The following is a 13115-nucleotide window of genomic DNA, read 5'->3' as shown; positions in this document are numbered from 1 at the left end:
AACGCCGGAGCACCCGTGTGGGGGCTCCGGCGTTTTTCGTTTCACGGTGTTGGCGTTCCTCTGGAGGGCGGTGGCTCCCAGGTGCGTGGGACGCACTGGAGCGGGTCGGGCCGGTCCGCCATGGCGCGCTGGAGGGCCTCGGGGCTCGCGAAGGCGCGCAGGAAGGCGCACTCGTCCCGGGCGGCGGCCGCGTAGGCGTCCTCCTGGAGCGAGGCGATGGGCCACAGCGCGAGCGCCGCCTTCCGGAACTCGGCGTGGATGGCGAAGAGCTCGTCCGAGGACTCCTCGAAGCGGGCCAGTGACTCGGGGTCCCGCAGGTCCTCGGCCCCCGCGCCGCACATCATGAGCCCCAGCGTGCGCGGCACGAGGAGCGTCTCGCCGGCCAGCCGGGTGCCCACGCCCAGGAGGATGCGCCCCAGTCCGTGGCGCGCGCCCGGCATGAGCTGGCTGCGAGTCGCTTCGGCGCGTTGGTTCAACACGGCGTGGGCGGGGCCGACCGCGGCGGCGGTGGCCAGCGAGAAGGCCCTGCGGGAGGCGTGCGGCACGTCCGCTTCTCTCAACCGGCGCCGTGCTTCGAGGAAGGTCCCTTCTGCTGAGTCCTCGCGCCAAGAAATGAGGGCCGCGACGGTCTCCAGGGCTTCCAGTTCCAGGGGCCCGAAGGGCTCGTCCTGGGAGGTGCCCGCGAGCTGGCGGTGGAGCTGGAGCTGCATGGCCTTCGGAGCTGCGCGGGCGAGCTCCTCCATCCGGTGGTGCAGCACAGGACGAGCGCGCCGCCGGAGCGCGGCGCCCACGGCCGGTCCGCTCAGCACGCTGGCGGCCACGATGAAGAGGGCCGGGTCCTCGAGCGTGGGGAGTTGCTGGAGGAGCCACTCCGCGCGCTCCGGGGGGAGTGGGTAGGAGGTGAGCGCGAGGGTGAGCCGCGCTGGCGTGGGGGATGGGGCCCACCAGCTCTCGGCCTCCTCCTCCCCGGCGGGCGTGAACGGCTCCAGAGCCACCCGGGTCAGCAGGTGGTCGCGTTCGAAGTCCGGGCGGCCCAGGTTGGCCCAGGCCTCTCGGAACGCGGCGCACCAGCCCGAGTCAGGAATGGACCGCCGCCTGACGAGGAGTTGCTCCAGGAGCCGTGGCTCGGGTCGCTCGGGGACTCGGGTCTCGAGCCGTGCCACCGCGGCTTCGGCCTCGCGTGGCGCTCCCGCCTCCAGGGCGACACAGGCCAGGATGAAGAGTGCCGGTGCATTCTCGGGGACAGCGGCCAGGGTCGCCGAGGCCTCCTGATGCGCGAGGGGAAGCAGGCCCGTGACGGCGGCATCCGTCGCGCGGTGGAGCCGCTGGAGGACTTCGGGCGGCAGGGGCTCGGAGTCAGCGCGAGGCTCGACGGGCTGCCGCCCGCCACGGTGGGCGAGCGTGCCGAGCAGGAGGGCCGCGGGCGCCAGTACGCCGCCGCCCAGGAGGAGCGCCCTGCGAGTCAGCCGTCTATCCGCGTGGGTCGGGGGTGAGGGAGGTGAGGGCCTCGGATTCTGGGACGTCATCGTGCCCGGGCTCCGCGGTGGGAGGGTTCGGTGGGCCATCATGTGCCCCGAGCCGGAAGCCTGGGCTGGTCCCCGTTCATCCTTCAGAGAGTAGACAGCGCGGGTGTTGGCGAGCCGGCGGCCGTCGTGCTCCCGAGGGCAGGCGCGGGTGAACGGAACGGCGGTTCCCTTCAGACTGCCCGGAGCGGGCGAGGCGCACGCAGCGCCGCACGCCCACCCGTACCCGCTGAGGGAGGACGCATGTGTTGCTCCGTGCAGCGGGGGCCGTGCGGCGCGCGGCGCTGGTTCCTCGTGCGGCTCGCCATGCTGGGCGTCATCGTGGGGTGCTCCTCGCTCGATGACCCGCCGGGAGATGCACAGTGCCTTCCCTATCCGCAGGTGAAGAAACGCTGCGATGTGGCTTTCAAGGCGTGCCTGAACAGTCCCATCCAGGACATCAGGAGCGAGACCTTCGGCCACAGCATGTGTAGTGTCTGCAAGGACGTGTGCACGAGGATGAACGGTGTCTGGCCTGACGAGGTGGATGGTCGGCCATGCAAGTGAGGTCGCGCGCGAGCGAGAGGCAGCGTCAGTTCCTCGAACTGTCACGAGAGATGGGCCTGGCGCTCGTGGCGGCAGCGGACGCGCCATTCGAGGAAGTCGAAGCCTCGATGAGAAGCTTCGAGAGGCGGATGCTGGAGGCTGCGGGAGGCGCCTGGGAGCGACGGGAGCTCCGGCGTCGCATCGCCGAGGACCTCCTCACCGAAGCCTTCGGGCGCAACGAACCCTGGCCTGTCTTCGGCCGTATGCTGCGCCGCATCCAGCGACTCGGCTACTCACACGTCGAGCGCCGGTTCCACGTCGCGGCCCTGTACGCGCTGTGGTGCCGGGCGCACCCCGAGCATGACAGCACGTCCGCCCGCCGCCTTCTGGAGGAAGCCGAGCGGAGTGCCCTCCGGCTTCCTCGCGGCCACGTCCGTCGCAAGCAGATACTGGGGAGCCTCGCGAGCATCCGGGCCCGGGCCGGGTTCCAGCCCTGACGGCCTCTTCCTCGCTGGCTCATCACGAGTCCACCGGGGCTCCTGAATGGCCACCCCGGCGGCCTCGTTCGTGGCGCGGGAGCACACCCCGCTGCCCCGGGGCGCCTACGCCGTCTTCACCGTCACCCCGGCCGCGGCGCGCTCCTCCGCCGGGGCGGGGGCGGACGTCTGGTAGTAGTCGCGCACCACGTAGCGGCGCGCCACCAGGGCCATGCCCACCGCGGCCACCAGCGCGAAGCCCGCGTAGAAGAAGAACTGGCCCGAGCCGGAGAAGACGTTGAGCTTGGAGGCGATGGCCACCGCCCCGTTCGCCAGCGTCGTCGTCAAGAGCCACAGGCTCTGGATGGTGCCCTTCATCTCGCGCGGCGCCTGCGTGTACGCGAACTCCAGGCCCGTGGTGGACACCAGGATTTCCGCCAGCGTCAGCACGACGTACGGCAGGAACTGCCAGCCGATGCTCAGCGTGGCGCCGCCCTCCATCTGCACCTGGAAGATGCCGGCGATGATGAACGACAGCGCGCCAATGGCCAGGCCCAGCGGCATGCGCCGCAGCGGCGTCAGCTCCCAGCCCCCGCGCTGGAAGGCCGGGTAGACGACGGCCGTCAGGAGCGGGATGAGCACCATCACCAGCGCCGGGTTGATGGACTGCATCTGGCTGGGCAGGAACTCGAAGCCGAAGACGTGCGGGTCCATGGCGCTCGCCTGCACCACCCAGGTGGACGCCTTCTGGTCGAACAGCATCCAGAAGAAGGGCACGAAGGGCAGCAGCAGCCCGCTGATGCGGAACACCGCCTTGACGCCCTCAACCGCCTCCTCCGGGTGCTCGCGCTTCGCGCCCTCCAGCCAGCTTCCGCCCTGGCCGCGGTTGCGCAGCGCGCTGCCCACCACCTTGAAGAACGAGTGCGGGTTGGCCCCGGTGGGCGGCACCTTGACGTACCGGTGGCGGCCCGCCCAGAAGATGATCGTCGCGATGAACATCAGCACCCCGGGGATGCCGAACGCCACCGAGGGGCCGTAGTGCTTCAGCAGCAGGGGGATGGAGAGCGACGCGAAGAACGAGCCGAAGTTGATGGTCCAGTAGAAGATGGCGAAGACCTTCTTCACCAGGTGGCTGTTGGACTCGTTGAACTGGTCACCCACCATGGCGGACACGCACGGCTTGATGCCGCCGCTGCCAATGGCGATGAGCGCCAGGCCCGTGAAGAAGCCGGTGGCGTTGTCCTCGAACAGCGCCAGGCACAGGTGGCCCAGGCAGTACACCAGGCTCAGCCCGAGGATGATGCGGTACTTCCCGAAGAAGCGGTCCGCCAGGTAGCCACCGATGAGCGGGAAGAAGTACACGCCCGCCATGAAGGTGTGCATCAGGCTCTTGGCTTCCGCCTCCCGCAGGCCCTTGTCCGGTACGGCGTTGAGCAGCAGGTATTGGATGAGGAACATCGTGAGGATGTTCCGCATCCCGTAGAAGCTGAAGCGCTCACACGCCTCGTTGCCGATGATGAAGGGGATTTGCGGCGGGAACTTGTTGCTCTGCGCCGGGACGCTCGTGGCCATGCGACGGGGTGCTCCCTCGTGGCGAAAGGTGGGGGCTCCAAGAAGGCAAGGAGCCGAACCCTACCGGACGCCTTGCCCGGACTCCAACCACCGCAAGGCCTCCACACGTCCCGTCCACGCCCGCCCGAGGGGCGCCCTACCGCCTCCGGACCGCACCCGCACCGGAATTCTCCCGGGAGCCTGGCCCGCGATTCCGGTGGGGATGCGTGTTTAACGATACAATTTAATCCGCGAGCACGCGTTTGACAGGAATTGGCACGTCCCTATCATGTCCCTCGCGGTCCATCTCATTTCGCGACCCACACCCCTCCCGTGCAGCCTTCCTCCAAGGTGGACGGGGGGTTGGGGGTGAATGAAGGCACCCCCGCCCCCCGCTCCATGTTCCCGGAGCCGGGCGCGACGAAGCGTCAGCCCGCTGCTTCCTGAAGGCCGGGCGCCGGGCCGTCCACACGCTGTCCCAGGCGGGCGCGCCGCGCCGTGGTCAGCACGTGCGCCAGGTAGCGGCCGGTGTGGCTGCCCTCCACGCGAGAGACCTGCTCGGGCGTGCCGGTGGCGAGGATGCTGCCGCCGCCCGCGCCGCCCTCGGGGCCGAGGTCAATCACCCAGTCCGCGCTCTTGATGACGTCCAGGTTGTGCTCGATGACGAGCACGCTGTTGCCGGCCTCCACCAGCCGGTTGAGCACGGACAGCAGCTTGCGGATGTCCTCGAAGTGCAGGCCGGTGGTGGGCTCGTCGAGGATGTAGAGGGTGCGGCCGGTGGCCACGCGGGCCAGCTCGCGCGCCAGCTTGATGCGCTGGGCCTCTCCGCCGGACAGGGTGGGGGAGGGCTGGCCCAGGCGGATGTAGCTCAGGCCCACGTCATGCAGCGTCTGGAGCACGCGCATGATGTCCCTGTGCGCGCCGAAGTGCTCCATCGCCTCGCGCACGCTCATGTCGAGCACCTCGGCGATGTTCTTCCCCTTGTAGCGCACGCGCAGGGTGGCCTCGTTGAAGCGCTTGCCGCCGCACACCTCGCACGGCACGTACACGTCCGCGAGGAAGTGCATCTCCACCAGCTTCACGCCGTCGCCCTCGCACGACTCGCAGCGGCCGCCCTTGATGTTGAAGCTGAAGCGGCCCGGCCCGTAGCCGAAGGCGCGCGCCTCGGGTGTCATCGCGAACACGTCGCGGATGTTGTCGAACAGCTTGGTGTACGTGGCCGGGTTGCTGCGCGGCGTGCGGCCGATGGGGCGCTGGTCGATGTCGATGACCTTGTCCAGGTGCTCGAACCCCTGAATCGACTTGTGCTTGCCGGGCGTCTCACGGCTCTCGTAGAGGTGCCGCGCCAGGGCGGGGAAGAGGATTTCGTTGATGAGCGTGGACTTGCCCGCGCCGGACACACCCGTCACCGCGGTGAAGACGCCGAGGGGAATCTCCGCGTCCACGTCCTTCAGGTTGTTCTCCTTCGCCCCCTGGATGACCAGCTTGCGCTTCGGGTCCGGCGCGCGGCGCTGCTGGGGGACCTCAATCTCCTTGCGCCCGGAGAGGTACGCGCCCGTCTCGCTGGCCTCGTTCGCCATCACCTGCGCCGGCGTGCCCTGCGCCACCACCTGTCCGCCCAGCTCGCCCGCGCCCGGCCCGAAGTCCACCAGCCAGTCCGCCTCCTCCATCGTCTCCTCGTCGTGCTCCACGACGAGGACGGAGTTGCCCAGGTCCCTCAGGCGCTTGAGCGTGGCCAGCAGCTTGCCGTTGTCGCGCTGGTGCAGGCCGATGGAGGGCTCGTCCAGGATGTAGATGACGCCCGTCAGCTCGCTGCCCATCTGCGACGCCAGCCGGATGCGCTGGCTCTCGCCGCCGGACAGCGTGGACGCGGTGCGGTCCAGCATCAGGTAGCCCAGGCCCACGTCCACCAGGAAGGACAGGCGGCTGCGAATCTCCTTCAGGAGCTCGGTGGCGATCTTCCGCTCGTGCGCGGACAGCGCCATGTCGCCCAGGAAGGCCAGCGCGTCGGAGATGGTCAGCCGGCTCAGCTCCACAATCGTGCGCCCGTGGACCTTCACCGCGCGGCTCTCCGGGCGCAGGCGCTCGCCCTTGCAGGAGGGGCAGGGCTTGTCGCTGAAGTACTTCTGCAGCTCGGCCCGGCGCGCTTCGGAGGAGGTGGTCTTGAAGTTGCGCATCATGCGCTCGACCAGGCCCTCCCACTCCATCTTGTACTTGCCGCCCTCGCCCCACTCGACGGTGAAGCTCTTGCCGTGCGCGCCGTACATCAGCGTGTCCTTCTCCTTCTTGGACAGCTTCGCGTAGGGCACGTCCAAATCAATCTTGAACGCCTTGGCCAGGCTCTCCACGAAGTCCGCCGTCCAGCCCTCGCCGCGGTTCATCCCGCTGGCCCACGGTTCAATCGCGCCGTCGCGGATGCTGCGGGACGGGTCCGGGACGATGAGGTCCGGGTCCATCTCCGGCTTGGTGCCCAGGCCGTTGCAGTCCGTGCACATGCCCAGGGGGTTGTTGAAGGAGAAGGACGCGGGCGTCAGGTCGCCGAAGGACAGGCCGCAGGTGGGGCACGCGTTCAGCTCGGACATGACGCGGTCCGAGGCGGGGGTGCCCTTCTCGTCGGTGAGGATGAGGGTGCCCTTGCCCTCGCGCAGCGCCGTCTCCACCGAGTCGGTGAGGCGCGTCTTGAGGTCGGGCTTGAGCACCAGCCGGTCGATGACGAGCGCGATGTCGTGCTTGGACTTCTTGTCCAGCTCGATGCGCTCCTCCAGGCTCTTGAGCACCCCGTCGATGCGCGCGCGGGAGAATCCGCGCTTCTGCGCCTCGGCGAGCAAATCCTTGTGCTCGCCCTTGCGGTTGGTGACGAGCGGCGCCAGCACCTGGAGCTTCGTGCCCGCGGGCGCCTTGAGGATTTCGTCGACAATCTGCTGCGCGCTCTGCTTGCCCACCTTGCGCCCGCAGCTGGGGCAGTGCTGCACGCCGATGGAGGCGTACAGCACGCGCAGGTAGTCATGCACCTCGGTGACGGTGCCCACCGTCGAGCGGGGGTTGTTGCTGGCCGCCTTCTGCTCGATGGAGATGGTGGGCGACAGGCCGCGGATGGTGTCGTACTTCGGCTTCTCCATCTGCCCCAGGAACTGCCGGGCATAGGCGGAGAGACTCTCCACGTAGCGGCGCTGTCCTTCCGCGTAGAGCGTGTCGAAGGCGAGCGAGCTCTTGCCGGAGCCCGATACGCCGGTGAAGACGACGAGCTTCTTCTTGGGGATGTCCAGGGAGACGTTCTTGAGGTTGTGCTCCTTGGCGCCTCGGAGGGAGATGACGTCGGGCTCGGACATGATGGGCGGGCGATCTACCACTGAATGGGTGTTCCGGTGCGTGGAAACTCGCACGTGGAGGAGTGATGTTGCTCAACCCATCGGGTTGCGGTGCCCATCCCACATGCGCCTGCCTGGCGGGCGGGCGGACGCGGGGGCGCTGGTACGCCCCGAGATTCCCTGTAGGGTGCGCCCGTTCATGAACCGCTGGGTCCTTCCGGAGCGCTACCGCGGCATCCCGCTGCTGGTCTTCTCGAGCTTCCTCTTCGCGCTGATGGCGCTGTGTACCCGGCTGCTGTCGGGCCGCCTGTCCCCCGGGCAGGTGGCGTCCGGCCGCTTCCTCATCGGCCTCTTGTTCCTCGCCGTCTACTACCCCGTCCTGGGGCGCCGGCCGCGCTACGGGCGGCTGTCGCTGTGGGCGCTGCGCGGCATCTTCGGCGGCGCGGCCGTCTACCTGTACTTCGTGGCCATCGACCGGATGACGGTGGGGCCGGCGGTGCTGCTCAACGCGTGCTGGCCCATCTACGCGGCCATCATCGGCTGGCTCTTCCTGCGCGAGCGGGTGACGGGGCCGCTGCTGGCGGGGCTGGTGCTCACCACGCTGGGCGCGGGCCTGGTGATGTGGAGCACCCTGGGCGCGGGCGCCTCGCTGTCGATGGGGCTGGGCGCGTGGGCGGGCATGGGCTCCGCGGTGCTGGGCGGCGCGGCGGTGGTGGTGGTGCGCGCGCTGCGGCACGACACGGACTCGGCCACCGTCTTCTTCTCCTTCTGCCTCTTCGGCCTCCTCTTCAGCCTGCCCTTCGCGCTGCAGGACTGGAGGCCGCTGGGGTGGGACGTGGTGTTGCCGCTGCTGGGCGTGGGGCTGACCTCCGTCGCGGCGCAGATGACCTTCACGTATGCCTTCGGCTACGTCACCGCGGTGGCGGGCGGCGTGGCCACCCAGCTCACGCCGGCCTTCTCGTGGGTGATGGGCACGGTGCTGCTGGGCGAGCCCGTGTCGCCCATGGCCGTCTCCGGCGCGGTGGTGTGTGTGGCCGGCGTGCTGTGGGGCACCGGCGTGGTGGGGCGGCTGCTGGCGCCCGCGTCCCGTCCCGCGGCCTGAGTGAACCCGGCTGCCCCTCCCGTCCGTCCAGGACGTCTGTGTGTTACCGGCGCTTCCTGAAGGAATTCCAGTCCTTCAGCCCGAGTGGGAAATGTTCTTCCACGCGGAGGGCGGGGCCTTTCCCATGGAGGCCAGAGGTTTGCCGCGTCGGCCTTTCGACGTCTTCCCCCTGTGAAGCGCAGGCACCCGGGTTGCATTGGCCCCGCCGCCGGAGCCGCGAGGTACAGCGGCACGGAATTCGTGGTCCCTGGGCGTGGTGGGGAGGACGTTTATGCGACGGGCTCTGTGGGTGGCGTGGGTGGCGGCGGTGTTGGTGGTGGGGGTGGCGTGTGAGCAGCCGTCATCCCAGAAGGCGAAGAGCGCCTTCCTGGTCCGCCCGGAGAAGATTGATTTCGGACCCTCGGCGCTGGGACGCACGAAGACCTTCAAGCTGAAGGTCGCCAACGGCGGCCGCGCGTCGTACCGCGTGGAGGGCGCCGTCTCCAGCGTGCCCAACGTGGTGATTCCGCCCTTCGAGCCCTTCACCCTGTCCGCCGGCGCCGAGCAGGAGCTTGAAATCCACTTCACGCCGCAGGTGGAGGGCGTGGTGCAGGGCCAGGTGGAAATCCTCACCGACTCGGGGGAGCCGGGCGAGGTGCCGGTGAATGGCCGCGGCGTGAAGGCCTTCGTCGAGGTGCCGGACACGGCGCTCGACTTCGGCAACGTGGCCATGGGCATGGTGGAGATGCGCGAGGTGACGGTGCGCAATCCCTCCGACGTGGAGAGTCCGCTGGGGCTGTCCATCCACGGCGCGGACGCGGACCAGTTCACCGCGGGCCTGGGCCAGTCCTCCACGCTGGCGCCGGGCGAGACGCGCGTGGTGCCGGTGGCCTATGGGCCGCGGCGGCTGGGCTCGGCGGAGGCGGCGCTGCACGTGGTGGTGTGCGAGGGCTGCGAGCCGGCGGTGATTCCCATGCGCGGCATGGGGGTGGCGTCGAAGCTGGAGGTGACGCCGCTGCGCGTGGACTTCGGGCGCGTGGCGCTGGGGGCCACCGCGGAGCAGTCCATCACCGTGCGCAACCAGGGCACGGAGCCGCTGAGCTACTCGGGGGTGCAGCTGCTGGACAACCCGGGCGGTGTCTTCAAGGTGGTGAACGCGCCGGTGCTGGCGAGCGGGGTGCTGGCGGCGGGCGCGGCGGTGGAGCTGCGCGTGGCCTTCACGCCGGTGGCCCTGGGCCGCGTGCGCGACGGCCGGGTGGAGATTGGCGTGCGTGAGCAGGGCTCCTCGGCGCCCGGCCCCAAGGTGTCGCTGACGGGCGAGGGCGGCGCCTCCTGCATCACCGTGCTCCCCCGGAAGCTGGACTACGGCGTGGTGGCGGAGGGCATGACGGCCACGCGCCAGGTGCAGGTCATCAACCGCTGCCGTGAGGACGTGCTGGTGAACCACCTGCAGCTCGACACGCTGGCCGGCGGCTACTTCACCCTGGCGCAGGCGCCCGCGAGCATCACCGTGCCCTCCGGCGGCACGGCCGAGGTGGGCGTCACCTTCAGCCCGCGCTCCGGCCTGACGGCGCCGAGTCTCGGGCAGCTCGCGGTGACAGTGCGCACCACGGCCAGCACCTCCACGGAGGCGGTGGCGCTGACGGGCGAGGGCCGCGTCTTCAAGCCCTGCGATTACGCGCCGCTGCTGCCGGCCCGCTTCGGGAAGGTGCCGGTGGGCGCGGAGGTGGGGCTCGGCGTGTCCATCCGGAACACCGGCCCGGAGGCGTGCTACCTGGCCTCCATGCAGCTCGCCGCGGGTTCGGATGCGGCCTTCACCGCGGAGCCGGTGGAGAACCGCGTGCTGGAACCGGGGCAGAAGGCGACGCTGGTGGTGCGCTTCAAGCCTCCGGCGGAGGGCAGCTTCTCGGGCCTGGCCGAGGCGTGGGTGAACCACCCCACGGCGGGCCACCCGCTGGTGCCCGTGACGGGCGAGGGCGTGAAGGGCTGCTTCGCGGTGCAGCCCACCACGGTGGACTTCGGCATCACCAAGCTGTCGTGCGGCCCGCGCACTCGGGAGCTCATCGCCGTCAATGACTGCATCGGCCCCGTGCACGTGCAGGGCCTGGCGCTGGAGCAGGTGGGCGGGGAGTTCAGCGTCACCAGCCCGACGGGCTTCCCGCACACCATTCCCCAGGGCGGCCGGGTGCGGCTGTCCGCCACGTACACGCCGGTGGATGACGGAGACGACGCGGCGGCGCTGCGCTTCACGCTGGCGAACGGAGGGGGCGAGTACACGGCGGGCCTGGTGGGCCGCGGCGTGACGAAGGCGGAGCAGACGGACCGCTTCTTCCAGGAGTCCGAGGCCAAGGTGGACGTGCTGTTCGTGGTGGACAACTCCGGGTCCATGATGGAGGAGCAGCAGAGCCTGGGGCAGAACTTCGCGGCCTTCCTGACCGCGGCCAACAAGGCATCGGTGGACTACCGCATCGGCGTCACCACCACGGGCCTGGACCCGTCTCCGGGCGGCTGGTCCGAGTGCCCGGGCGGCGCGCAGGGCGGTGAGAACGGGCGCCTGTTCCCGGTGGATGGCTCGCGGCCGCGCATCATCACCCCGTCCACCCCGAACGCGGCGGGTGTCTTCGCGAACAACACCCGGGTGGGCGTGTGCCACTGGAACGAGCAGGGCCTGGACGCGGCCCACCGCGCGCTGAGCGACCCGCTCCTGTATCAGCAGGACGACCCGCGCACGCCGCTGGCCGGTGACGGCAACGGCGGCTTCCTGCGCGAGGAGGCGAAGCTGGCCATCATCTTCCTGTCGGACGAGGAGGACTTCAGCTCGCAGCCGGTGTCCTTCTACGAGACGTACTTCCTGGCGCTGAAGGGCAATGACAAGTCGAAGCTGAGCATCAACGCCATCGTCGGGCCGGCGGACCTGAGCACCTGCCCCACGTCCAGCAGCTCCGGCAACCGCTACATCCAGCTCGCGCAGGCCACGGGTGGCGCGGTGGAGAGCATCTGCACGCCCAACTGGGCCGCGTCGCTGGAGAAGCTGTCCAACAGCGCCTTCGGACTCAACCGCAAGTTCCCGCTGTCCGAGCAGCCCGCGGACCCGGCGCGCATCGTCGTTGACGTGAATGGCGCCCGGGTGCCGTCCGGCTGGCACTATGACGCGGGCACCAACGCCATCATCTTCGACCGCGACGCGGCCCCGCAGGCCGGCGCCATGGTGGAGGTGACGTACCCGCTGGGCTGCAACTGACCCGCGCGGTCAGGGTGGTTTCGGGGGCGCTCACGCCGCGAGGCGGGGCGCCCCCGGTCGTTTCTTCAGCCTGGCGCACCCGGCGAGAAGAGGAGATTTCCACAGGTGTGGCCGGCGTCTTCCCACCCGAGGCTCGCCGGGAGGTCGATGTGCATCACCACCGGGGCGGGCCCACCCTGTACTTTCAACAGGAGGGGCTCGTGCTCCGTGCCAGGGGCGTCCGGGTGCCGGTGTTCTTTCCCCGCAATGCGGGGATTCCGAGCGACTCTCACTCATGGTGGGCCCGCCCGCCTTCCCGTGGACCCGGGCGCGGGCCCGCTGGACGGGCGGATGACGCGCCCCGGCGCCGTGCAAACGCGAAGCCGTTCCGCCGGGACCGGCCCGCCCGCTCGGGTTCCGGGCGTTGAAGTCTGTCATCTGTCAGTCATTGGCATCACGGCGGCAAAGATGACTCGACAGGGCGGGGGAGTGCCGTGCAGCCTTCCGGGTGAGATGCCGGAATCCCTCCTGGTCGCCGCGCTGGGTGACATCCACGGCCGCTTCCACCGCGTGGAGACGTGGTTGGACGCGCTGGAACAGGCGCGCGGCCGCCGCGTGGACCTGGTGCTGGCGGTGGGGGACGTGGAGGCCTTCCGCCACGCGGACGACCACCGGCGCAAGGCCGCCAAGCGGACCATGCCGGCGGAGTTCGCGGAGTACGCGGACGGGCTGCGCCGGGTGAAGCGGCCGTTGTTCTTCATTGGCGGCAACAACGAGGACTTCGCCGCGCTGCACGACATGCAGGACGGCGGCGAGCTGGCCCCGGACGTGTGGTACCTGGGCCGCGCGGGCGTGCGGGAGCTGCGCGGGCTGCGGGTGGTCTACCTGTCGGGCATCCACGCGCCGCGCTTCATCGAGCAGCCGCTGAAGCGGCCCACCACGCAGGACACGATGAAGCAGGCCGGCTACTTCCGCACGGCGGAGGTGGAGCGGCTGACCGGACTGCGGGACGTGGACCTGATGCTGGTGCACGAGTGGCCGCGCGGCATCGTCCAGCGGGCGCGCGAGGAGAACCCCTCTCCGCCCCGGCCGTTGCCCTCGTACTGGATTGGCAATCCGGTGACGCGGCGGCTGGTGGACTCGGTGCAGCCTCGGTGGTTGCTGTGTGGCCACTCGCACAAGGCCTTCGCGGTGACGCTGGAGGGGCCGGGGCGCCCGGCCACGCACATCGCCTGCCTGGACCAGGCGGCCCGGCCGCAGGAGTCCGTCTTCTGGCTGGAGTACGAGGGCCGTGAGGCGGTGCGCGCGGGCTGGGGCACGTCCGGCGCCGTGGCGTGGGAGGCGGGCCAGCGGTGGGATTTGTCCGCGCTGCCCGCGCAGCTCTCGGAGGGCGAGGTGGCTCCGGCGGAAGCGGGGTACTGACCCAGGGCC

8 protein-coding genes are annotated in these 13115 nt (G+C 70.2%); 5 read left to right on the top strand and 3 right to left on the bottom strand.

Annotation, left to right across the window (positions count from 1 at the left end):
* Positions 1–41: 41 nt before the first annotated feature.
* Entirely contained in the window at positions 42–1526 is a 1485-nt protein-coding gene (locus tag K8638_RS11035; RefSeq protein WP_223754427.1) for a hypothetical protein, read from the bottom strand.
* Positions 1527–1766: 240 nt separating this feature from the next.
* Here K8638_RS11035 and K8638_RS11030 point away from each other — a divergent pair, with 240 nt between their 5' ends.
* Positions 1767–2069: a hypothetical protein gene (locus K8638_RS11030; protein WP_223754426.1), complete on the top strand. Its 303-nt coding sequence runs from the start codon at positions 1767–1769 to the stop codon at positions 2067–2069.
* A gap of 50 nt (positions 2070–2119) precedes the next feature.
* The gene (locus K8638_RS11025; RefSeq protein WP_223754425.1) at positions 2120–2545 is read left to right on the top strand and encodes a hypothetical protein; all 426 of its coding nucleotides are present in this window, start codon (positions 2120–2122) and stop codon (positions 2543–2545) included.
* A 105-nt stretch (positions 2546–2650) separates the two neighbouring features.
* Here K8638_RS11025 and K8638_RS11020 read toward each other — a convergent pair whose 3' ends face one another.
* Together K8638_RS11020 and uvrA are read right to left on the bottom strand one after the other, a co-directional pair.
* The gene (locus tag K8638_RS11020) at positions 2651–4096 is read right to left on the bottom strand and encodes a POT family MFS transporter (RefSeq protein ID WP_223754424.1); all 1446 of its coding nucleotides are present in this window, start codon (positions 4094–4096) and stop codon (positions 2651–2653) included.
* Between the two features lie 407 nt (positions 4097–4503).
* On the bottom strand, positions 4504–7404 hold the full coding sequence (uvrA, locus tag K8638_RS11015) for an excinuclease ABC subunit UvrA (protein ID WP_223754423.1): 2901 nt from the start codon (positions 7402–7404) through the stop codon (positions 4504–4506).
* A gap of 178 nt (positions 7405–7582) precedes the next feature.
* Here uvrA and K8638_RS11010 point away from each other — a divergent pair, with 178 nt between their 5' ends.
* From K8638_RS11010 to K8638_RS11000, 3 genes are all read left to right on the top strand, one after another.
* A complete protein-coding gene (locus K8638_RS11010) occupies positions 7583–8485 on the top strand; it encodes a DMT family transporter (protein ID WP_223754422.1) in 903 nt (300 codons plus the stop codon).
* A gap of 271 nt (positions 8486–8756) precedes the next feature.
* Positions 8757–11705, top strand: coding sequence for a choice-of-anchor D domain-containing protein (locus K8638_RS11005; RefSeq protein WP_223754421.1), 2949 nt, complete (start codon positions 8757–8759; stop codon positions 11703–11705).
* A 492-nt stretch (positions 11706–12197) separates the two neighbouring features.
* Positions 12198–13106, top strand: coding sequence for a metallophosphoesterase (locus tag K8638_RS11000; protein ID WP_223754420.1), 909 nt, complete (start codon positions 12198–12200; stop codon positions 13104–13106).
* The last annotated feature ends 9 nt before the right edge of the window (positions 13107–13115 follow it).

The sequence above is a fragment of the Myxococcus sp. RHSTA-1-4 genome, assembly GCF_020037125.1.
GTDB lineage: Bacteria > Myxococcota > Myxococcia > Myxococcales > Myxococcaceae > Myxococcus.
The sequence above is the reverse complement of the archived record's forward strand: the minus strand, read 5'-3'. Positions and strand labels throughout refer to the sequence as shown.